This is a genomic window from Methylotenera oryzisoli, from assembly GCF_004661485.1.
Lineage (GTDB): Bacteria > Pseudomonadota > Gammaproteobacteria > Burkholderiales > Methylophilaceae > Methylotenera > Methylotenera oryzisoli.
This window is the reverse complement of record NZ_PQVH01000009.1, coordinates 54,505-75,777: the sequence shown is the minus strand read 5'-3', so window position 1 is coordinate 75,777 and position 21,273 is coordinate 54,505. Positions and strand designations below refer to the sequence as shown.

General features: G+C 45.8%; 18 protein-coding genes. 8 read left to right on the top strand and 10 right to left on the bottom strand.

Annotation, left to right across the window (positions count from 1 at the left end; genetic code table 11):
* Positions 1–34 precede the first annotated feature (34 nt).
* Both C3Y98_RS07795 and polA read right to left on the bottom strand, forming a co-directional pair.
* On the bottom strand, positions 35–787 hold the full coding sequence (locus C3Y98_RS07795; RefSeq protein ID WP_135277917.1) for a competence/damage-inducible protein A: 753 nt from the start codon (positions 785–787) through the stop codon (positions 35–37).
* A 46-nt stretch (positions 788–833) separates the two neighbouring features.
* Positions 834–3,662 (bottom strand): DNA polymerase I, encoded by a 2,829-nt coding sequence (gene polA, locus C3Y98_RS07790; protein ID WP_135277915.1) that lies wholly within the window; start codon positions 3,660–3,662, stop codon positions 834–836.
* Positions 3,663–3,860: 198 nt separating this feature from the next.
* Between polA and C3Y98_RS07785 the strand changes: the two genes are divergently transcribed.
* The 4 genes from C3Y98_RS07785 to C3Y98_RS07770 all read left to right on the top strand — a co-directional run bounded on the left by C3Y98_RS07785 (position 3,861) and on the right by C3Y98_RS07770 (position 6,951).
* Entirely contained in the window at positions 3,861–4,589 is a 729-nt protein-coding gene (locus C3Y98_RS07785; protein ID WP_015831358.1) for an LOG family protein, read from the top strand.
* Positions 4,590–4,669: 80 nt separating this feature from the next.
* Entirely contained in the window at positions 4,670–5,023 is a 354-nt protein-coding gene (locus C3Y98_RS07780) for a DUF2782 domain-containing protein (RefSeq protein WP_135277913.1), read from the top strand.
* Between the two features lie 107 nt (positions 5,024–5,130).
* The gene (gene thrB, locus C3Y98_RS07775) at positions 5,131–6,072 is read left to right on the top strand and encodes a homoserine kinase (RefSeq protein WP_135277911.1); all 942 of its coding nucleotides are present in this window, start codon (positions 5,131–5,133) and stop codon (positions 6,070–6,072) included.
* A 96-nt stretch (positions 6,073–6,168) separates the two neighbouring features.
* Positions 6,169–6,951 carry a BPSS1780 family membrane protein gene (locus C3Y98_RS07770; RefSeq protein ID WP_135277909.1) on the top strand — a complete coding sequence of 261 codons (783 nt, stop codon included), beginning with the start codon at positions 6,169–6,171 and terminating at the stop codon, positions 6,949–6,951.
* A 112-nt stretch (positions 6,952–7,063) separates the two neighbouring features.
* On the opposite strand, the gene C3Y98_RS07765 is transcribed toward C3Y98_RS07770, so the two are convergent.
* Positions 7,064–9,280 carry a UvrD-helicase domain-containing protein gene (locus C3Y98_RS07765; RefSeq protein WP_135277907.1) on the bottom strand — a complete coding sequence of 739 codons (2,217 nt, stop codon included), beginning with the start codon at positions 9,278–9,280 and terminating at the stop codon, positions 7,064–7,066.
* A 461-nt stretch (positions 9,281–9,741) separates the two neighbouring features.
* Here C3Y98_RS07765 and C3Y98_RS07760 point away from each other — a divergent pair, with 461 nt between their 5' ends.
* Positions 9,742–10,545 (top strand): DODA-type extradiol aromatic ring-opening family dioxygenase, encoded by an 804-nt coding sequence (locus tag C3Y98_RS07760; RefSeq protein ID WP_135277905.1) that lies wholly within the window; start codon positions 9,742–9,744, stop codon positions 10,543–10,545.
* A 49-nt stretch (positions 10,546–10,594) separates the two neighbouring features.
* On the opposite strand, the gene C3Y98_RS12775 is transcribed toward C3Y98_RS07760, so the two are convergent.
* From C3Y98_RS12775 to C3Y98_RS07750, 3 genes are all read right to left on the bottom strand, one after another.
* Positions 10,595–10,738, bottom strand: a complete 144-nt coding sequence (locus C3Y98_RS12775) for a hypothetical protein (RefSeq protein ID WP_167759923.1) — start codon at positions 10,736–10,738, stop codon at positions 10,595–10,597.
* A gap of 75 nt (positions 10,739–10,813) precedes the next feature.
* Entirely contained in the window at positions 10,814–11,692 is an 879-nt protein-coding gene (locus C3Y98_RS07755) for an SDR family oxidoreductase (RefSeq protein WP_135277903.1), read from the bottom strand.
* 46 nt (positions 11,693–11,738) lie between these two features.
* Positions 11,739–12,440, bottom strand: coding sequence for a pirin family protein (locus C3Y98_RS07750; protein ID WP_135278011.1), 702 nt, complete (start codon positions 12,438–12,440; stop codon positions 11,739–11,741).
* A 161-nt stretch (positions 12,441–12,601) separates the two neighbouring features.
* Here C3Y98_RS07750 and C3Y98_RS07745 point away from each other — a divergent pair, with 161 nt between their 5' ends.
* Together C3Y98_RS07745 and C3Y98_RS07740 are read left to right on the top strand one after the other, a co-directional pair.
* Positions 12,602–13,504 (top strand): LysR family transcriptional regulator, encoded by a 903-nt coding sequence (locus C3Y98_RS07745; protein WP_135277901.1) that lies wholly within the window; start codon positions 12,602–12,604, stop codon positions 13,502–13,504.
* A 301-nt stretch (positions 13,505–13,805) separates the two neighbouring features.
* On the top strand, positions 13,806–14,951 hold the full coding sequence (locus C3Y98_RS07740) for a mechanosensitive ion channel protein MscS (protein ID WP_135277899.1): 1,146 nt from the start codon (positions 13,806–13,808) through the stop codon (positions 14,949–14,951).
* A gap of 179 nt (positions 14,952–15,130) precedes the next feature.
* Here C3Y98_RS07740 and C3Y98_RS07735 read toward each other — a convergent pair whose 3' ends face one another.
* The 3 genes from C3Y98_RS07735 to bamJ form a co-directional block, all read right to left on the bottom strand.
* The gene (locus tag C3Y98_RS07735) at positions 15,131–16,381 is read right to left on the bottom strand and encodes an OmpP1/FadL family transporter (protein ID WP_135277898.1); all 1,251 of its coding nucleotides are present in this window, start codon (positions 16,379–16,381) and stop codon (positions 15,131–15,133) included.
* A 248-nt stretch (positions 16,382–16,629) separates the two neighbouring features.
* Positions 16,630–17,439 (bottom strand): alpha/beta fold hydrolase, encoded by an 810-nt coding sequence (locus tag C3Y98_RS07730; RefSeq protein WP_135277896.1) that lies wholly within the window; start codon positions 17,437–17,439, stop codon positions 16,630–16,632.
* 110 nt (positions 17,440–17,549) lie between these two features.
* Positions 17,550–18,176: a BamJ family beta-barrel-assembly machinery protein gene (bamJ, locus tag C3Y98_RS07725; protein ID WP_135277894.1), complete on the bottom strand. Its 627-nt coding sequence runs from the start codon at positions 18,174–18,176 to the stop codon at positions 17,550–17,552.
* Between the two features lie 396 nt (positions 18,177–18,572).
* On the opposite strand from bamJ, the gene C3Y98_RS07720 reads away from it, so the two are divergent.
* A complete protein-coding gene (locus tag C3Y98_RS07720) occupies positions 18,573–19,238 on the top strand; it encodes a hypothetical protein (RefSeq protein WP_167759922.1) in 666 nt (221 codons plus the stop codon).
* A gap of 264 nt (positions 19,239–19,502) precedes the next feature.
* On the opposite strand, the gene groL is transcribed toward C3Y98_RS07720, so the two are convergent.
* Complete coding sequence (gene groL / locus C3Y98_RS07715) at positions 19,503–21,143, bottom strand: chaperonin GroEL (protein ID WP_135277890.1); 1,641 nt, start codon at positions 21,141–21,143, stop codon at positions 19,503–19,505.
* Positions 21,144–21,273 lie beyond the last annotated feature (130 nt).

Sequence of the window (21,273 nt, the reverse complement as noted above, 5' to 3'; positions counted from 1 at the left end):
GGTGGTATCAATCAGCCTTAGTGCTCAGTAAGCCTTAGTGTTCTGCCCACGGGAAATGCAGGGCGGTAACGGCTAGTTTGATTTCTTCCAATGCTGCGCTTGCCGCCGCCGTGGGGCCTTTTACCCCCACCTCTGTGGTGCGGCGGTTATCTAGCTTAGGCAGGCTGAACAGCTTAATTTCTGGGTATTTTTGTACGATATGATTCATTAAATCAATGAGCTGGCTTTCGCCGGCATCCATTACCAGAATCGATAGCTCGGTGTAATCTTGCTGGTGAAATAGGTGGCGGTAATGGGTGTCCAGTACCCACTCCACCATAGGGTGTGCCATTTGTGGAAAGCCCGGCACAAAGTAATGCTCTTTGATGGCAAAGCCCGCCACGCGATTCACGGGGTTGGGGATCAGTGCTGCCCCTGCTGGCAAATCTGCCATCAACACTCTTTTCGGGTAGGCGCTTTCTCCATATTGCGCTTCAATTTCGGCTACAGCTCCCGGGTGACGGGTAAGCGCTACCCCGGCAGCATCCGCCGCACACTGGCGCGTGTAGTCATCTGGCGTGGCGCCAATGCCGCCAAAGCTGAATACGATATCGCCATGCTGCATACTGGTTTGCAGCAGGCTGGTAATCTGTGCGGGAATATCTCCCAGATAATGTGCCCATGCCAGTTGCAAACCGCGTGATTTTAACGCCTGTATGACAAAACTCAGGTGTGCATCCTGACGTTTTCCGGAAAGGATTTCATCACCGATGATATAGATGCCGATGGACTGATTATCTTTTTGCATGATTGTTTAAATACGCCTGTGAACCACTATGAGTCAAAGTTAAGGATTAATGAGCGCTTTCCCAGTTGTTGCCTACGCCGACCTCAGCCAGCAATGGTACATCCAGTTTGGCTACATTTTGCATGAGCTCCGGCAGTTTCTGTTTAACCAATGCGAGCTCGCTATCTGGCACTTCTAATACCAATTCATCGTGTACTTGCATGATAAGTTTAGTGCTTAGTTTTTCATCTTTAAGCCATTTATCTACCGCAATCATCGCGAGTTTGATTAAATCTGCCGCGGTGCCCTGCATCGGCGCGTTGATGGCGGCACGTTCGGCACCTGCTCTGCGCATGCCGTTGGCGCTATTGATTTCTGGTACCCATAACCTGCGGCCGAAGTAAGTTTCTACATAGCCTTTTTCTTTGGCGAGTTCACGGGTGTCTTGCATATACTGGCGCACACCTGGGTAGCGCGCAAAGTAGCGCTCTATATAACTTTGGGCAGCACTGCGCTCAATGTTGAGGTTTTGCGCCAAGCCAAATGCGCTCATGCCATAAATCAGGCCAAAGTTAATCACTTTGGCATAACGGCGCTGTTCGTTGTCTACGGCGCTGCGTTCTACACCAAAAATTTCGGCCGCTGTGGCACGGTGGATGTCTTCATTATTGGCAAAGGCTTGTAGCATACCTGTGTCTTTAGATAAGTGCGCCATGATGCGCAGCTCAATTTGTGAATAATCGGCAGAAACGATATGGCTGCCTGGCGGTGCGATAAAGGCTTCGCGGATGCGGCGGCCTTCCGCAGTGCGTACCGGGATATTTTGTAAATTAGGGTCGCTGCTGGCTAAACGGCCTGTAATCGCCACCGCTTGGTTGTAGTTGGTGTGCACGCGCCCGGTGTGCGCGTTAATCATTTTAGGCAGTTTATCGGTATAGGTGGACTTTAACTTGGCTAAACCGCGGTATTCCAGCAACACTTTCGGCAATGGGTAATCTAGCGCAAGTTCCTGCAGTACGTCCTCATCAGTGGAGGGGGCGCCAGAAGGGGTCTTTTTAATCGGTTTGATGCCGAGTTTGCCAAATAAGATTTCCTGCAGTTGTTTAGGCGAGCCTAGGTTAAATGGCTGTCCTGCTAGCTCAAAGGCTTGTGTTTCCAACTCCATCAGCTTCATGCCGATTTCGTTGCTTTGGCGATTAAGCATGTTAGCATCAATCAGCACGCCGTTGCGTTCAATGGTAAATAAGCATTCCATTGAGGGCATTTCCACTTGGCTATAAATGAAGTTGAGTTTGTCGTCCTGCAGCACCTGCGGTGATAGTGCCTCATGCAGTTGCAGGGTAATGTCAGCATCCTCAGCGGCGTATTCAGCGGCAACTTCTATCGTGACCTGATTAAAGCCGACTTGCTTGGCGCCTTTGCCGGCTACTTGCTCAAAACTGATGGGCTCAATACCTAAATGACGGGCACTGAGTTCATCCATGCCGTGACCGCGGTGGCTTTCCAGCACGTAAGATTGCAGCAACGTGTCGTGTGCAATGCCGTTAAGCGCAATGCCGTGGTTAGCTAATACGTGTTTGTCGTATTTTAAATTTTGCCCTACTTTTTTAATGGCTGGGTTTTCCAGTAAAGGCTTAAACTTGGCTAAAACCTCTGCCAGCGGCAGCTGGGTGGGGGCATCAAAGTAATCATGCGTGAGTGGCAAGTAGGCGCCAGTGCCCGCAGCTACGCTAAACGACATGCCGACAATTTGGGCAGTGAGCGGGTCCAGTGAGGTAGTTTCTGTATCAAAGCAGATGAGCTCAGCTTGGTTAAGCTTGGCGAGCCACGCGTCTAACGCGGCCTCGCTGAGTATGGTTTCGTACTGGCGGCTGGTGTTAGGAGTGTAATGATGCCGAGTAGCTTGTGGTTCTGCCTTTGGCTCTGTTTTAGCCTCGGTATTGGTTTGCGACACGGCTGCTGGTGCGCCGAATAAATCACCTGACATACCGGCTGGGCTAGGCTCGGCGCTAGGCTGAGGTGTTGCGTCTGGCATATTGTCCAGTTCACGTTTCCAGCTTCTAAATTCAAAGTGGTCAAATAATGCAGCTAGTTTTGCTTTGTCTGGCGTTTGCTGTACTAGCTCATCAAAGTGGTCACGGATGCCCACATCACAGCGGATGGTAATCAGCTCGCGTGCGGTAGGCAGCCAGGGCAGGGCTTTGCGTAAGTTCTCGCCTACCACGCCTTTAATATTGTCTGCATTGGCGACAATGTTGTCCAAGGTGCCGTATTCTTTCAGCCATTTCACTGCGGTTTTGGGACCGACTTTTTCTACGCCCGGTACGTTGTCTGAGGTGTCGCCAATCAGCACCAGGTAATCAATGATTAAACTGGGTGGGATGCCAAATTTGTTTTCCACACCAGCTACATCTAGCACGTCATCTGTTTTGCGGAAAGCATCGCGCATGGTGTTGACTACAGTAATGTGCTCGTTCACCAGCTGTGAAATGTCTTTATCGCCCGTGGAAATAATGGTTTTAATACCTTGGCGCTCTGCTTGTTTGGCCAGTGCGCCAATCACGTCGTCCGCTTCTACGCCGTCTTCAATGATGAGTGGCCAGCCCATTGCACGTATGGTTTCAAATAACGGCTCAATTTGCGCGCGTAAATCATCAGGCATGCTGGCACGGTTAGCTTTGTATTCCGGATAAATGTCATCACGGAAGGTTTTGCCTTTGGCATCAAATACGCAGGCGCTGTATTCGGCAGGGTAGTCTTTATGTAGGCGGCGCAGCATATTGAGTACGCCCTGGATGGCACCTACCGGCTCGTTCGCTGAGTTGCGCAGGTCGGGCATGGCGTGAAATGCGCGATACAAATAAGATGAGCCATCCACCAATAATAAAGTTTTCATATAAAAATCCAAAAATTGCGAGCGTGCATTGCATTAAATCGCCCAGCTTTAGGCAAATAATTGCATTAGGTTGTTGCCAACGGTCTTTAATCGCCTACATAATAAAACATATATGACATGCTTAAAAATTGTTTATGCGCAGGCGCTTAATTTAGCTTGTGTAAATTTTGGTATTTCATTCACCAAGGATTAATCGTCATGACCATAGTTAAAAAAATTCCAAAAATTACCGACCCTGACGTACAGGGGATGCACCATACCGGCCTTGAGTCTTGGCATGCGTTTAAGATTATGTCTGAGTTTGTGGATGCGACTGAGCGACTCAAAGAAATCACCCCTGCGGTATCTATCTTTGGTAGTGCGCGCACCAAGCCAGATAGCCCGTATTATGAATTGACAGTGGATATTGCAAGGCGGCTTTCTGATGCTGGTTTTGCTGTGATATCTGGCGGCGGCCCCGGCATTATGGAGGCCGCTAATAAAGGCGCATTTGCAGGCAAGTCGCCAAGTATCGGCTTAAATATTGAGCTGCCGCATGAGCAAAATGCAAATCCCTATCAGGATATTAGCCAGAACTTTAAACACTTTTTTATGCGTAAAGTCATGTTTGTAAAATATGCCAGCGCTTATGTGGTGATGCCTGGTGGGTTTGGCACCTTGGATGAACTGATGGAAGCGATTACCTTAGTACAAACCGGTAAAACGCTCAGAATCCCTATTATCTTAGTCTGCGAGCCATTTTGGCGCGGGCTGGTGGATTGGGTGAAAACCACGTTGGTGAACGAAGACATGATTTCAACCAGTGATTTGGATTTAATCCAGATGATTGATGACCCAGAAGAGATTGTGCAGGCTATTTTTAAACATTACGAAACACGCGGTTTCAAGCTTTCTGCAGAAGAAGAGCGCATCCAGCTTTATTTGTAATCATATGGCCTTATACCGGATGGTTTTTGGTAGAATGGGCACTTATTTAGTTGATGATGTTGATGCCGTAAAGGGTGGTAATGATGATGCGTAAAAATTACAAAAATCTAAGTGCTTTATTACTCGCAGCAATGCTAGCGCCCACGCTATTGCAAGCGAGAGAGCTGCCATCCAACCTACAGCCGTTGGAAGATATTCCACCGCCTAGCATCAGCTCAGAAGATGTGCCGGATGAGCCGGAAGTTACAATCGTTAAAAAGAATGGTGAAACCATTGAGGAATACCGTGTTGGTGGCCAGCTGTACATGATGAAGGTGACCCCTAAGCATGGCGTACCTTACTACCTACATAGGGAAGACCAAGACGGCGCGTGGGTAAACGTAGGCCCTAATCCGCCACTGTCTATTCCTAAGTGGACTATCTTTAGATTTTAATTCACCAAATTGACCAAAGCAGGCATGTGGATGCAATCCGTGTTTTCATCTACATGCTTGATATAATGCCTCGCCTTTAATTATTTCCAGTTTTTTAAATTATACCTATGTCTGTTTTTACCTCAGTTAACAACCAACAACTACAAGCATGGCTTCAAGATTACTCCATCGGTGAGCTGGTTGAGTTAAAAGGTATCTCCTCAGGCATTACCAATACCAATTATTTTGTAACCACCACACAAAATAAATATGTGCTGACTCTATTTGAGCACAATACGATTGATGAGCTACCTTACTTCATTGATTTGATGCATCATTTATCCACGCACGGCGTGCCTTGTCCTGACCCGATTAGTAACAAAGCTGGTGTGAATTTACACATGCTGAATGGCAAACCTGCCGTATTAATCAGCTGCTTGAATGGTCAGGATATTACAGCCCCTACTAGCGTGCATTGCGCTGAGGTTGGTCGAGTGCTGGCGCAAATGCATCAGGCAGGGCAGTCGTTTATTTCACAGTATTCAGGGCAGGCGCATCAAAATCCGCGTGGCGCAGACTGGCGTAATCAAACTGCACAAAAGGTGATGGCGCATTTGTCGGCAGATGACCAACAGTTGCTCACTGAAACACTGTCGTTCCAAGCTGGGCTGGATACTTCAGCCTTACCTAAAGGTATTATCCATGCGGATTTGTTCCGCGATAATGTATTGTTTGATGGTGATAAAGTTGGTGGTTTGATTGACTTCTATTATGCATGCCATGATGTACTGGCGTATGACCTAGCGATAGTCGCTAATGACTGGTGCGTGCAGGCGGACGGCCAGTTAGATGCCGCTAAAGTGGAAGCGTTATTGCAGGCTTACCAAGCGGTGCGTCCGTTTGAGCAGGCAGAGCATGCGGCATGGTATGGCTTGTTACGTATTGCGGCATTGCGTTTCTGGCTGTCGCGTTTGTATGACCAGATTTATCCGCAGGCGGGTGAGTTAACGCATGCAAAGGATCCAAATCATTTTAAAAATATACTGAAGTTAAGAACTGCACAATCTTAATCAAAATTAGGATTAATCAAACTGGATTAATCTGTTGTGCGTTAGCATAAAATAGTCATTAGAGTAGGCTGATTTGAAACTAGAGGTGAAGGCATCATGGCAGAAGATCTAAACACGCAATCTCCAGCAGTTAAACAAGTGCCGGCGGCAAATGCATGGCTTTGGATTGTAAACGGCATTAGCCTGTTTAGAGCAAACCCTGTGATGTGGGTGATTTTGCTGCTGATTTACTTGGCGATTATGATTCCTATTTCTATGGTGCCAATTTTAGGTTCTGTGGTTAGCACTTTGTTGGCGCCGGTATTTGCAGCAGGCATGATGTGGGGCTGTCAGGCACTGACACGTAATCAGGATTTAGAAATTAACCATCTGTTTCAGGGTTTCAAGCAAAACACTTCACAGCTGGTAGCGGTGGGTGGTTTTTATATGATGAGTTTGCTGGTGATTGCGGTGTTAGTGGTACTGATGCTGGATAGAAGCGCGGTTGAGCTAATTGCGCAAGGCAAAGATTTAAGCCCTGAGCAAGCGAGCACGGTGATCTTGCCATTATTTATCGCTATGTGTTTACTGATGCCGGTATTGATGGGTTACTGGTTTGCACCAGTGTTGGCCGGGCTTAACCAATTAAAAGCGGTAGATGCAATGAAGCTAAGCTTTGTTGCGTGCTTAAAGAATATGCTGCCATTTCTGCTTTATGGTTTGATGTTTATGGCGGTCTTAATGGCTGCTATGTGGTTGGTGGTGAGCGTACACGTGATTTTTTCTGTGGTGTTTGTCGCTATTATTCCAGTGATGATGACTAGTTTATACACCAGCTACGCTGATATTTTTGGCATAGATAACGCCAGTCAATCTAGCCAGTCTGACCAAGTAAGCTAATATCAAGTTAACTAAATTAGCCTTTAAATAATCTAGCTTCAATATTACAAATTAATTGAATGAGCAGTCTGCCTAGCAAAAATCGTTAAGATTCACGCTAGGCTGAACAGACTTAGATAGCCGTCAATTTTGCAAACTCTAACGCTAGCCATTTTAGGCCTTCCCGTCCAAAATTCACTTGCACGCGCATATCGTTAGCGTTGCCTTCGTAGCTCACTACCACGCCATTGCCAAATTTATTGTGCGCCACTTGCTGGCCTACTTTCCATGGCATGGCGCTTTTTTGCGTGCTGCTTTGCTGTTTGCTCATGATTGCGGGCAGTTCGTTGTAATCTCTGCCGTAGCCTGATTTAGCTACCGGTTTGCTATTTAAGTGTTTGAGCAGTTCATCTGGGATTTCATCTAAAAAGCGTGACGGGATGCCGTAGCGTACTTGCCCATGTAGCATACGGCTTTGCGCGTGGCTGAGGTATAGACGTTGTCTGGCACGTGTTACCGCTACGTACATTAAGCGACGCTCTTCTTCTAGGCCATTGGCTTCGTAAGTGCTCTGCTCGTGTGGGCATAGTCCTTCTTCTAGGCCGCTAATAAACACTACTTTAAATTCCAAGCCTTTAGAGGCGTGTACGGTCATCAGTTGCAGGGCTTCACGCCCTACGTCGGCTTGGTGTTCCCCTGCTTCTAAGCTGGCATGGCTTAAGAATTGTGTGAGTAAGTCTTGTTCGGTTTCGCCATCCGCGTTGCTGTGGTTACCAAAATCTTGGTTGGTAAACGCTACCGCTGCGGTGACTAATTCCTCCAAGTTGGCGATGCGGTCTTCGCCTTCTTTTTCATTCTGATAGTGCGCTTTTAGGCCGGAGAGTGTCGTAGCAAGCTCAGCGAGCTCTGCCAAGCTGATGCCATAAGCCTCATCCACCATTTGCCTGATTAATGCGACAAAGCCATCTATGCCCTTGCCGCCAGCTTTGCCATTACCTACTTTGTTAATTGCAGCTTGCCATAAGCTGCAGTTCTGGGTGCGTGCTGCTTCTTGCAGTTGTTCTAAACTGCGTGCGCCGATGCCGCGCGCGGGGAAGTTAATCACGCGTAATAATGCGGTGTCGTCGTTGGCGTTGGCAATCAGGCGCATATAGGCGAGTGCGTGTTTAATCTCGGCGCGCTCAAAGAAGCGCAGGCCGCCATATACGCGATACGGCAGGTTGGCCGAGAATAATGCATGCTCTAAGACGCGTGATTGTGCATTGGAGCGGTAGAGCATAGCCATTTCGCCCAGCTCTGTGCCTTCTGCATGCAGCATTTTAATTTCATCAACAATAAATTGGGCTTCATCATTATCGTTGTAGGCTTGGTACACACGCACTGGCTCACCAGCGCCCGCGCTGGTCCATAGGTTTTTACCTAAGCGGTTTTTATTGTGCGAAATAATGGCATTGGCGGCATCTAGTATGTTGCTGTGCGAGCGGTAGTTTTCTTCCAGTTTCACTACGCTTTGTACATTAAAGTCGGTTTCAAAGTCACGCATATTGCCGACGCGGGCACCACGGAACCCATAAATGGATTGGTCGTCGTCGCCCACGGCAAACATGCAGTTATCCTTGCCCGCCAAGAGTTTTAGCCATTGGTATTGCAGGCGGTTGGTATCCTGAAACTCATCTACCAGTATGTATCTGAAACGGCTTTGGTAATGCAGGCGGATATTGGCATCACGCTCTAGTAACTCGTAACAGCGCAATAGCAGCTCGGCAAAGTCCGCCACGCCATCACGCTGGCATTGTTTATCATACTCTTCAAAGATTTCGCGTAGCTTTTGTGAATGCGGGTCGTAGGCGTCAACCGCATGTGCGCGCAGCCCCTCATCCTTGCAACCGTTAATGTAGTTTTGCACTTGCTTGGGTGGGAACTTCTCATCATCCACATTCATTAGCTTCATCAAGCGCTTAATCATGGAAAGCTGGTCTGCAATATCCAGAATTTGGAAACTGGCTGGCAACCCAGCCTCACGGTGATGTGCGCGCAATAAGCGATTGCACAGGCCGTGGAAAGTACCAACCCACATACCGCGGGTGTTGATAGGCAATGATGCGGTGATGCGGGTGAGCATTTCTTTTGCCGCTTTATTGGTAAAGGTCACGGCTAGCAAACCGGTAGGGGAGACCTGTTCTGTTTGTATCAGCCATGCAATGCGCGCAGTGAGTACGCGAGTTTTACCACTGCCGGCACCAGCTAAAATCAGTGCGGACTGTTGAGGTAAGGTGACTGCTTCTAGCTGTTTATTGTTCAGGCCGGCTAAAAGAGGATCTTGCATGGTGGTGTGCGGTTGGCTATTCATAGCCGATATTTTAGCATGACTACTTAATACGAATATTTCATATGTGGCGACAACTTATGTGTGCCTTAGATGCATGTGTTGGTGTTGTTTTAGCGCATAGCGGATTGCGAGTGGTGCCCTTTGTTTGTGCGCTGGTTGGCTGGCTGTAAATAAGAGTGATATAAAAATAAAAGTGTGTGGAACTTATTTTAGAAAGGCTTAGTCAGAGCTTACAGGTAACGCAAGTTACCTTTCCGCTCCAATCCTCCCTGAGCGGAAGCCTTAGACGATGAGGCATTTTTTGGACCCCGATTTCATCCCCTTGGTTGGGGTCTTTTTTTGCCTGCTATTTATGCTAAGGCTTTAATTTATAGGCATTAGTATAAACTCAAATCTTGCTAATTGTAAATAACTTGTAAATGATTTGTAAATTTATTGTCGAATGGTTTAAAACCTAAGTAATTAGGTGTAGCTTAGTGCTCATGAAGCAAAACATTAAACTCCCTGTTGTTTTTATTTCTCACGGCGGCGGGCCTTGGCCGTATATAGAAGATATGCGTCAGCGCTTTGCAGCTACAGAGGCTGAGCTAGCCAAGCTGCCCGCCAGCTTGCCGGCAAAGCCCAAAGCTATTTTGGTAATCACAGGCCACTGGGAGGAGCCACAGTTTACGGTATCTACCGCACAGCAGCCGCCCATGGTGTATGACTATTTCGGGTTTCCGGAGCATACTTATCATGTGCAGTATCCTGCAGCGGGTAACCCTGCTTTGGCTAAGCGTGTGGGTGAGTTATTGGCGTTAAGTGGCGTTAATGTGCTGGAAGACGCGCAACGCGGTTTTGACCACGGTGTTTTTGTGCCATTGATGCTGATGTATCCCCATGCAGATATTCCTGTGGTGATGCTCTCTATGAAAACTACTTATGATCCACTTGAGCACATCAAGCTGGGTGAGGCGCTTGCGCCATTGAGGGAAGAGGGTGTGCTGATTGTTGGCAGTGGGCTGACTTATCATAATATGCGTGGGTTTGGCCGGCCAGCATCGTTTGAGCCTTCAGTGCAGTTTGAGCAGTATTTATATGAGGCGATTGCTAATTCCAGCCCGCAGCAGCGTAATCAGGCATTAGTGGATTGGGAGCAGGCACCGTTTGCGCGCTTGGTACATCCGCGCGAAGATCACTTAATTCCTTTAATGGTGGTGGCGGGTGCGGCAACTGATAGTGTGGGAGAGCGTATTTTTACTGATACTGTGTTTGATGTGGTGATGGCTTCTTACCGTTTTGACTAGTAGTAAACTGGCTTCGCGATGGGGTTGCCGCCAAGCCAGCTTAGAGTTTTCATCCTATCCCCAGCCATGATTGCTCTTCTCTGAATTTTGCATCTAAATCAGATTGCTGTAAGTCTGTTTTATTAGCTTCTTGCTCAGTATTTGCGCTGAAAATGGAGTTTCTCCAAGTGTAGATTCTTTCTAAAATCATCATTATTCTCTTTTATGTATGTATTTGATTAAGGCTCCCAAGCCTTTGCTTGGGAGTATGTTTAGCCGGTAATGCGATTTAAATAAAAGCGGCTTTGTTGGCAGTAATGTAGTCTTCAAATCGGGTTAATGGGCGGCCTAATAAAGTTTCACCATCAGTAGTGACTACCGCTGCTTGGTTTGAGGCAAACACCTCAAACAGCTCAAGCACACCTCTCGCTTGCCATTCTGGCCAGCCTGAACCAGTTAATGATGCATAAGTCGTGTCTTCATCTGGTGATACATAATCAACGCTGTGGCCAGTCACACGTGAGAATGCTGCTGCAATGTCGCTGCCCGATAACAGCTCTGGCCCAGTCAGGTTGTAAGCTTTGTTAGTGTGGCCTGCTGTCGTGAGTATCACGGCTGCCGCCTCGCCAATGTCTTGCACATTGAGTGGTGCAAGTTTGCCTTCTCTGATACCAAAGTATAATTTGCCACTTTTTACGCCATCGGCCCAGCCAAAAAAGTTATCTTGGAACCAGATAGTGCGTAAATGCGTCCATGGTAAACCTGATGCTTCTAAATACTTCTCAGCCTCGCGGAACTGTTTAGCAAACAAAATTGCTTCCCACTCTGCGCCTACTACCGATAGCAATACGATTTGATTCACTGTGCCTGCTGCTACTGCTGCATCTACCGTATTTTTAGCATGCTGTGCTCTGTTCTCAACGTTACCTGGAATGATATAAACTTTTGTCACCCCCTCAAACGCGGCTTTCAAAGTGGCTGGTTCGTCTAAATCAAAAATAGCGGTTTCGATCGTTGGAAATTTTTCTTTAAGCTGTGCGGCTTTGCTTGCGCTTCTTACGCCAGCCACTACTTTGATATTGCGATCATTTTTGTTCACTAATGCTTCAATTGCCGCTACGCCGTTATTGCCTGCTGCGCCTACGATTAAAATGGTTTCTTGTGTCATGGTATTGCTCCTAAAAAATATAAAGTAATTAAAAATAAATAAAAAGTTAGTAAGGTAGGTCGAACATCAGGAGTTCGGCATCTGCGGCATTGCTGAACTCAATCGATGATTCCTGTTGAATTTTTAAGGCATCGCCTGTGGTCAGCTTGGTACCGTTAACCTCAACTTGACCTCTAATCAAATGCACATAGCCTGTTCTGTTGGGTGCTAGTTGATGGGTTAATGTAGTCTCCCCGTTCAATATCGCGGCATAGATGCTGGCGTCTTGGTGAATCAGTACGGAGCCATCTTTTCCGTCTTGTGAGGCAATCAAGCGCAGTTGGTTTGCTTTTGACGCTGCATCAAAATGTTTTTCCTCATAGCTAGGTGTAATGCCGGTTACGTTAGGGTTAATCCAGATTTGCAAAAAATGCACACGCTCAGTGCTTGAGTGATTAAACTCACTGTGGCTCACGCCAGTACCTGCGCTCATTCTTTGTACGTCGCCATAACGAATCACAGAACCATTGCCCATGCTGTCTTTGTGTTCTAGCGCACCGCTTAATACGTAGCTAATAATTTCCATGTCTTCATGGCTGTGTGTGCCAAAGCCGCGGGCTGGTTGTACGCGGTCTTCATTAATGACTAACAAAGGTCCAAACCCCATTTGCTCTGGGTTGTAGTAATGGCCAAATGAGAACGAGTGATTTGATTGCAACCAGCCATGGTCAGCTGCCCCGCGTTGGCTATTTTTAAGAACCTGTAACATCATCAGTCTCCTTTATGCTTTGGTATCATTTGTCTATATGCGATAATTTAAAACATCACATTCTCTGCTAAATGATTGCCGGTTAATGTGAGAAGCATTATGAACCGTTAATTTCACTATGAAAAACGGAAAAAATATCAACCTATCATCGAAAAAATCGAATGTTCAGAATAAGCCTAGATTCTTTATTAATTCTTGATGCGATTGACCGTGGCGGATCGTTTGCTGCTGCGGGTAACGAATTACACAAGGTCCCGTCCACCATCTCGTACACGGTCAGTAAGCTGGAGCAAGACTTAGGCGTGCAGGTGTTTGAGCGTCAGGGCCCTAAAGTCAGTTTAACCAGCGCGGGTAAAGAGTTATTAAAAGAAGGGCGCTATTTGCTGAAAGCAGCAGAGGACCTTGAGCATAGGGTGCGGCGTGTGGCCTCAGGCTGGGAAACTGAGCTATCCATCGGCATGGATTCAGTGTTTTCCCCCACGGCATTAGTTGAAGATATTGCTGAGTTTTATAAAGTTGCGAACCTGACCAGGCTGCGGTTTGCACAAGAAGCGCTGTCTGGCTGTTGGGAGGCGCTGATGGATAGGCGCGTTGATTTACTGATAGGTGCTGCAGGCGAAGGGCCATCGGGTGGCGGCTATCATGCAGAGGTGATTGATACCATCAATTTTGTGTTTGCTGTTGCGCCTAATCATGCATTAGCTCACCTGAATAAACCCTTAGGTAAGGCTGAGCTGTATCAGCATCGGGCTATCACGGTGAGTGACTCGGTACGGAAAATGCCGCCACGTACCGTGGGGTTGCTGTTTGGTCAGGAAACCTTAGCAGTGGCTAATATGCGCACAAAATATGAGTTTCAGTTAGCGGGGCTTGGTTTTGGTTTTTTACCTGAACCGTTAGCGCGTGATGCTATAGCAAAAGGATTGCTGGTAGAAAAGCAAGTGGAAGAGCCACGCCAACCAGAGTCTATCTACATGGCTTGGCGCAGTGGCGATGCCGGTGCTGGTTTGAAGTGGTGGATTGATAGAATCAAATCGCAAAATATGGCAGAAAAGCTGTGGTGAGGTAGAGTGGGTATTAAAGATTAGGTTAGTTTCTGTGCTTAACCATCTGTTCTATATGGGTGATTGTTTCTAACTTTGTTGACTGATAATGTTTGCTTGGTTTGAATTTATACGCATGCAAGCGAGCTTAATATTCTGTTCAGCAGTGAGGCGCGATGCAACATTTCACCTCAATATGCTCAAAAAATGACAGTTGAATGGATGTATCAAAATAAACGCGTCCAGATTATTTGTAAGCAGATTTGTAAATTCAGATTGTAGATAAGTGTAGCGATACTTTTTATTAACAATGAGATTGCAAATGAAGAAAAAACTAATAATCCCCATCATGCTAGCTTTGCTAGTCCCCCTAATTGCGAGTTGGTTTGCTTACCCCGATACGCATTTGCCACCTGGTTTTGGTGTGTTTCCTCCGCAATTTGTAGCAGAAGCGCCAGGTTTTAATTTGATTGTATTTTGTGCGTTGGCCTTTGTAGAACTGGTTGTACTGGCGTTGTATATTTCCCCTACGCTATTTGGATTTAAAAAGGTAGAGCCTGCGGCACCTAATAAACCCTTACCTTTACCTGTTTGGTTTTGGCTAGGTTTGGCGTCTACGCTGTTTTTCTGGTGGCTGATGTGGACACGAGTGACTGTATTTGGCAGCCTAGTTTATTATGCATTTACGCCGCTTTGGTGGAGCTTTATTTTTACACTAGACGGTGTTGTTTATCGCTATAACAATGGCCAGTCTTTGTTATCATCAAAACCCAAAACACTCGTTATCAGCGCCTTGGTTTCTTTAGTTGGTTGGCGTATGTTTGAGTATTACAATTATTTTGCGTTAGGTAATTGGTATTACCCGCAAACAGAGAGTATTCCTTCGTTGTCCCATGAGGCAGTGGTGGTGATATTTTTGCTAGCGTACACGACTGTTTGGCCTGCTATTTTTCAATGGTATATGCTGTTAAATACTTGTCCTAGCTTGGTTAGCAGGTACTCCCAAGGCCCCAAAGTTGCCATCAATGGTAATGTATTATTGTATGCAGGCTATGCGTTGTTATTCCTGATGGTGTTTTGGCCTTATCCTCTATTCTGGGTGCTGTGGATTGGTGTATTGATGGTATTTTCAGGTTTACTCATCAAGCTTAATATTTGGACACCATTTGCAGATATGGCGAAAGGCAACTGGACCTCTGCACTGCTGGTTGCGCTTGCAACAATGCTGAACGGTTTTGTTTGGGAATGCTGGAACTACGGAAGCGCACATCCACAAATGCCGATTACCAATCCGAACTACTGGGTATACGATATCCCTTACGTAAATGTGATTCACATCTTTTCAGAAATGCCGCTTTTAGGCTATATGGGCTACATGCCTTTTGGGGTGTTAGCTTTGGTGATGTGGATATGGGCAGGTAATGTGTTTGGCTTTGACACAAAAATACTTGATACCGATCAGCACTAGGTAACAGGATAAGGACCAAGCCATGTTAAATGGGGCAATCATTAATGAGACAGAAGCCGTCTGTCTCATGATGAAGTTGATGCCCTAATAACAATGTAGCAACAGGGTGGAGCTTTTGGATGCGACTTGTGAATTGCCTCGGGCAAAGCGAGGCATGTATCTTTATCGCATAGAAAGCTTTACCACTGCTTGCTCAGCATTAAATGCAGAAAGAATCCCTCGTTACGTACTTCAGTATTGTTGCCAAATATTGCGCTGTCGTAAGTCACTTTTTTAGGTAATAAAAACTCGATACCACTCGTGATTTTCCATGTTTCATCTAGCTTACGGGCAAAGCCCAGCGTAACGTGCTCTTCTAAAATTGCGGCAAGCAACGCACTGGAGTTATTTCTTGGCACTGGATTTTTGCCATAGTTGTAACCTGCATATAAAGTGGTTTTGTCATCGTAAGTATAGGCAGCACCTAGCGCATATACTATTTGGTTGCGCCAATCTTGCTGGCTGACATTCACGACTGAGGCGGGTGCAAACGCGCTAGTGGTGTCACTCCATGTGGTGGTTACATCGTTAATAGCATCTGCCCAGTTAAGCCAATTGATTTTGGCTGAAAGTAATAAATCTGGGTTAGGCTTAAAGGCAGCGCCAATCGCTACTTCACGCGGTAGCGCAAATCCCTTAATGCTGAGATTGTCATATTTAACCACGCCAGCCGCGCCATAGTTAAATTTAGCGGTGCCGCCTGTGAGCGGTAATTCAGTTTTTTCTGTATAGCTTGCGCCTAGCGTCCATTGCTCGTTTAACTTATATTGGGCGCCTAGTTTAAAGCCAAAGCGTAGTGTATCTGCGCCCTCATTTTTAAAGCCTGCAAAGTTAGAGGTAGGCGGCGTATGGTAAAAGAATTTTTGCTCAATACTCGCGTAAATCATACTAATAGAGCCGCCGATTGAAAGGTTATCTGTCACTTGGCAGCCAATACCCGGTGTTATTTTTGCAATGCCAAACAGTGAGCTCATTTCGTCATCAGTACCAAATGGCGTGTTGATATGTTTAAACACTGCGCCTGCACCGCCTTGCGTGAAGAACCCAATGCCCGCTGTACAGGGTGAATTCTCCAATTGTTGTGCATAACCGCCACCGGCAAGCATGACGTAACGATTATCAGCATGTTGGTCATTGCGTGCGTCTTGATGAGATAAGTCAGTAGTGCGTAGCAATGAGCCATACGCATCAAACATCTTGCCTTTGATTTGCGCCAAACCTGCAGGATTGGTGTTTAACGCACTGGTGTCGCGTGCTACAGCGGTATCCGCACCACCCATCAGCGTTGATTCTGCCCCATAGCCAATTAAATTAATGCCGTTCGTCGCATGGCTTTGTGTCGTAATCGATAAGCAGCAAAGTATCAATGCAATAGTGTGGTTGCGGTTCATTTTTTGTTATTTCTTTGGTTTTATAAGACGATGAGTGTTTGTATTGATATTACAGCACTGATTTTTGCATAATAGTGCTTATTATGTAAGCCGCTTGCGCTCTATTTAATCTTTTACGACAATATTTTTGTATTCTGTAGGTGCTGGCAGATACTTAACTTGATATTTCTAAGCGTATTGATAAGTGCGCTATTAAAACGACATCAGTGTTGGTTACGCTTATCGGACAACTGCGGCTTAAGATGATGTTATTGCCCACTGCCAAGAAAGTTAGCTACTACTTCAATAAATGCCTGTGGCTGCTCTGCGTGTACCCAGTGGTTTGCTGCTAAGCTTGCAAATTGTGCGTTGGTGAAATGGGTGTTGATGTGCTTAATATCGGCATCCTGCACGTAATCACTGCGTTCACCGCGGATAAATAGGCTAGGTTTTTCATAGCGCGTATGTTCACACACGGCTTGTATCAGGTGGGGGTAGTTGGCTCTGAGCGCGGCTAGGTTAATGCGCCACCTAAGGGCCGTTTTATTTAAATCACTTTCTGCGTGATTGACGTCTGACTTGATTAAATTCATCAGTAAAAATTGGCGCACCATCGGGTGCGGAATCTTGTTAAGCAATGCTTTGTCTACGTCACTGCGGCTTTGCATGGTGCTGAGGTCAACAGCCATCATCGCATCAATCATATGCGTATATGCATCAGGATAAGCCCGTATTGCCATGTCCACCACGATCAACTTTTCTAGCTTATCAGGGTATTGTGTAGCAAATTGCATCGCCACTTTTCCGCCTAGTGAATGCCCGACTAAATGGATACGGTCTAAGCCGAGCGCGTCACACAACTCCAGCAGATCATCTGCCATCTCGGGATAGGTTTGCGAATCACTATGGGGTGATCTGCCATGGTTGCGTAAATCCACGCTAATCACTTGGTAGTGTTGCGAAAAATGCTTGGCAATCGTGCCCCAGTTATCGCCAGAGCCAAATAAACCGTGCAGTAAAATGAGTGGTTGGGCTTTGCCTAAAGATTGATCGCCCAAGGTTTGGTGATGTAATTGCATGAGGAGACTGTAAAAGATTGAAGCGGTGATGAGTTTTAATGCCAAGCAATTATGCATGGCGCTAAAAAAGGGTAGATAAACTAAGTTATCCACCCTAGTTGTACTAGCGATTATTCAATCGCTAGTAACTCAACTTCAAAAATCAAGGTAGCATCTGGGCCAATCGCTGGGCCGCTGCCGTTTGCGCCATAAGCTAAATTTGATGGAATGGTTAATTCAAACTTACTGCCCACGTTCATTAACTGCAAACCTTCAACCCAACCAGCAATCACGCCAGTCACCGGGAAAACGATAGGCTCGCCACGGTCGTAAGAGCTATCAAACACAGTACCATCAATCAATGTGCCTCTGTAATGCACTCTTACTTTGTTACTTTTGCTTGGTTTTTCACCAGCGCCAGCCACTAGTGACTTATACTGCAAGCCGCTATTGGTAGTGATTACACCTTCTTTTTTAGCGTTTTCAGCCAAATAAGCCGCGCCTTCAGCTTGGTTCTTTGCAGATTGCTCAGCCTGTGCTGCCATTTGTTTTTCTTGGCTCTCTTTTTGCACTTGTTCCACTGTACTGCGTTTTTCTGCATCAGTTAAACGTGATGGGGTGTCTTCCATTACATCTTTTACTGCTAGTGCAACTACGTCTGCGTCTAAAGCTAAGCCATCATTCTTAAGCTGATGCGCCATGTTTTCACCAACAATGTAACTTAAGCGTTGGGTTAAGGTTTCTAATGCAATTGTCATTGTGTTCTTTCGTAGATTGAGAGGGATGCTTTTAATGCGAGTGGAGCTATCAGCATAAACCGTAATTATGACGGAGAATGGTGGATAAAACAAAACCCGCTGAGCCGGGATTGGTATACTTGGCTATCTGATGAGTTTAAAAATTAACGATTTTTCACTATGGACCAATTGAGAGACAGAATAATTAAAGAGTTCGGACCTTATGGTTTCAAATACTTTAGAGAAACCATATGGAGCTCTTCCCTACAACAAGTTGACTTGCCGAGAGTTAGAAGTTTCCTATTGAAAAATAATTTCAATCACATCGACGTTTCACTAATCATCCCTCAGAATGAAGAAACATGCCGGATGAGATGGTCTACACACTATCAGCAATCAGGGCAGTGTGTTTCTTCTATGCATAAAGTTCCGATACCTGCTGGAAGTAATCACTTAAAACTTACATTTTGTTATACCACTTCAGATGTTAGGCATAACAGTCAAGCACAAACAGTTGTTGTTGCCAACGCGCTTCGCTTGGTATTTGGAGTCCCAATTGCACGAGAGTTGATTATTACCAGATATTTTTCTGAGAGTACATCAGCGTCCGAAACCTTTTCTGATGAAGGATATGCGTCGCAGTTTGATAATCAGGAGTTGAATATGTTTGACAATCCAGCTATTGAACAAGCAGAGCTAATAGAAATCCCAGAGGATGCGGCAATACTTCTAGATAAATCATTTGCACAAACCTTTCCTAGCGAGCGCTTTATATTGATGTGGCTGGCATTTGAGGCAATTATTCACTCAGTAATTAAAGAGGGTAGTAACGGGGAGAAGCGAAAAGCTTTCTTTGAAAAGATTCTTAAGTCTGACATTGCAAATAAGGAAGTTCTTAGATTATTTAAATTAAGATGTGACATATTCAAAGAGGGGCAGGTATCAGGTCAAAATATAGAAAATGACTGCTGGTCTCTGTATGCTGCCATGCAACTCTTAGTTATGAAGGATTGTGAACAGCGTCGTGCGTATCTCTTAGGGTACGAGAGCATCTTAAAGCAGCAAGACATTGCCAGTAAGTAATAGTGCACTCTGTTAAGATTTTATCTGGGAAGAGCCATTCGAGGAGGGAGGTAGCATATTTTCAAAATCTTTATAAATAAAAAAAGCCTCGCAATTGCGAGGCTTTTTTTATTTAACTTGCAGTCAGACGAAAGCTGCAATCTGGCTTCAGTTCGAAGGTGATGCTAGGCGGTGAAATTATTTACGCCGCAGACAGTACGTTAAGTACGGCAAGGTGTAAATGATGAAACCAACAACGCATCACCGATGAAATGAAAGTCAGATTTACATCATGCCGCCCATGCCGCCCATACCACCCATATCCCCACCCATTGCTGGAGCGTCATCTTTAGGTAGTTCAGCAACCATGCAATCAGTTGTTAGCATTAAGCCAGCTACTGAAGCAGCGTTTTGCAATGCAGAACGGGTTACTTTAGTTGGGTCTAGCACGCCCATTTCAACCATGTCGCCGTATGTTTCGTTAGCAGCGTTGTAACCGTAGTTACCTTTACCTGCTGCAACGTTGTTCACCACTACTGATGGTTCAACACCAGCGTTTTGTGTGATTTGGCGTAATGGCTCTTCAACAGCGCGCAATACGATTTTGATACCAGCTTCTTGGTCAAGGTTGTCACCTTTCACTTTAGCGATAGCGTCACGTGCACGAATCAACGCTACGCCACCACCAGCTACGATACCTTCTTCAACTGCTGCGCGTGTTGCGTGCAATGCATCTTCAACGCGTGCTTTTTTCTCTTTCATTTCGATTTCAGTTGTCGCGCCAACCTTGATCACTGCAACACCGCCAGCTAATTTAGCGACGCGTTCTTGTAGTTTTTCACGGTCGTAGTCGCTAGTTGCTTCTTCGATTTGTGTTTTGATTTGTGTGATGCGTGCTTTGATGTTTGCTTCAACGCCAGCGCCGTCAATGATGATGGTGTTTTCTTTACCTACTTCAATGCGTTTAGCTTGACCTAAGTCTTCTAGCGTTACGTTTTCAAGTTTTAGGCCAACTTCTTCAGCAATCACTGTACCGCCAGTTAAGATAGCGATATCTTCTAGCATTGCTTTACGACGGTCACCGAAGCCAGGTGCTTTAACAGCAACAGTTTTCAAAATGCCGCGGATGTTGTTCACAACCAATGTTGCCAATGCTTCGCCATCTACATCTTCTGCGATGATTAACAATGGACGGCCAGCTTTAGCAACTTGCTCTAAAGTTGGTAACAAGTCACGGATGTTTGAGATTTTTTTGTCATGCAACAACACGAATGGGTTGTCCATCAAAGCGATTTGACGCTCTTGGTTGTTGATGAAGTATGGTGATAGGTAGCCACGGTCAAACTGCATACCTTCCACTACGTCTAACTCGTTTGAAAGACCTGAACCGTCTTCAACCGTGATCACGCCTTCTTTACCTACTTTGTCCATTGCATCAGCAATGATTTGGCCAACTGATGTATCTGAGTTAGCTGAGATAGAGCCAACTTGCGCGATTTCTTTGCTAGTTGTACATGGTTTTGATTGTGCTTTTAAATCAGCAACTGCTGCTTCAACTGCTTTGTCGATACCGCGTTTTAAATCCATTGGGTTCATACCAGCAGCAACAGATTTCATCCCTTCACGGATGATCGCTTGTGCTAATACTGTTGCCGTTGTTGTACCGTCACCAGCGATGTCATTGGTTTTAGAAGCAACTTCTTTCACCATTTGTGCGCCCATGTTTTCGAATTTGTCTTTTAATTCGATTTCTTTAGCCACTGAAACACCATCTTTAGTGATAGTAGGTGCGCCGAAAGAACGCTCTAACACTACGTTACGGCCTTTAGGGCCTAAAGTTACGCGCACTGCGTTTGCAAGTACGTTTACGCCTGCTACCATTTTTTGGCGAACGTCATCGCCGAATCTTACGTCTTTTGCTGCCATTTGAAACTCCTTAAATTTAGCAAAACATCCAGTTGAATGTTTGCGAGATTAATTTAATCAATAAAAATCTGGAAAGCGCTTACAGTCATCGAATATGACGTGCTGCAACGCAGCAATCGCCCGTTGCAAG

What these genes read in the sequence shown, in the direction of transcription:
- C3Y98_RS07795 (WP_135277917.1), bottom strand. Translation starts at nt 787, where the DNA reads ATGCAAAAAGATAATCAGTCCATCGGCATCTATATCATCGGTGATGAA.
- polA (WP_135277915.1), bottom strand. Translation starts at nt 3,662, where the DNA reads ATGAAAACTTTATTATTGGTGGATGGCTCATCTTATTTGTATCGCGCA.
- C3Y98_RS07785 (WP_015831358.1), top strand. Translation starts at nt 3,861, where the DNA reads ATGACCATAGTTAAAAAAATTCCAAAAATTACCGACCCTGACGTACAG.
- C3Y98_RS07780 (WP_135277913.1), top strand. Translation starts at nt 4,670, where the DNA reads ATGATGATGCGTAAAAATTACAAAAATCTAAGTGCTTTATTACTCGCA.
- thrB (WP_135277911.1), top strand. Translation starts at nt 5,131, where the DNA reads ATGTCTGTTTTTACCTCAGTTAACAACCAACAACTACAAGCATGGCTT.
- C3Y98_RS07770 (WP_135277909.1), top strand. Translation starts at nt 6,169, where the DNA reads ATGGCAGAAGATCTAAACACGCAATCTCCAGCAGTTAAACAAGTGCCG.
- C3Y98_RS07765 (WP_135277907.1), bottom strand. Translation starts at nt 9,280, where the DNA reads ATGAATAGCCAACCGCACACCACCATGCAAGATCCTCTTTTAGCCGGC.
- C3Y98_RS07760 (WP_135277905.1), top strand. Translation starts at nt 9,742, where the DNA reads ATGAAGCAAAACATTAAACTCCCTGTTGTTTTTATTTCTCACGGCGGC.
- C3Y98_RS12775 (WP_167759923.1), bottom strand. Translation starts at nt 10,738, where the DNA reads ATGATGATTTTAGAAAGAATCTACACTTGGAGAAACTCCATTTTCAGC.
- C3Y98_RS07755 (WP_135277903.1), bottom strand. Translation starts at nt 11,692, where the DNA reads ATGACACAAGAAACCATTTTAATCGTAGGCGCAGCAGGCAATAACGGC.
- C3Y98_RS07750 (WP_135278011.1), bottom strand. Translation starts at nt 12,440, where the DNA reads ATGTTACAGGTTCTTAAAAATAGCCAACGCGGGGCAGCTGACCATGGC.
- C3Y98_RS07745 (WP_135277901.1), top strand. Translation starts at nt 12,602, where the DNA reads ATGTTCAGAATAAGCCTAGATTCTTTATTAATTCTTGATGCGATTGAC.
- C3Y98_RS07740 (WP_135277899.1), top strand. Translation starts at nt 13,806, where the DNA reads ATGAAGAAAAAACTAATAATCCCCATCATGCTAGCTTTGCTAGTCCCC.
- C3Y98_RS07735 (WP_135277898.1), bottom strand. Translation starts at nt 16,381, where the DNA reads ATGAACCGCAACCACACTATTGCATTGATACTTTGCTGCTTATCGATT.
- C3Y98_RS07730 (WP_135277896.1), bottom strand. Translation starts at nt 17,439, where the DNA reads ATGCAATTACATCACCAAACCTTGGGCGATCAATCTTTAGGCAAAGCC.
- bamJ (WP_135277894.1), bottom strand. Translation starts at nt 18,176, where the DNA reads ATGACAATTGCATTAGAAACCTTAACCCAACGCTTAAGTTACATTGTT.
- C3Y98_RS07720 (WP_167759922.1), top strand. Translation starts at nt 18,573, where the DNA reads ATGCATAAAGTTCCGATACCTGCTGGAAGTAATCACTTAAAACTTACA.
- groL (WP_135277890.1), bottom strand. Translation starts at nt 21,143, where the DNA reads ATGGCAGCAAAAGACGTAAGATTCGGCGATGACGTTCGCCAAAAAATG.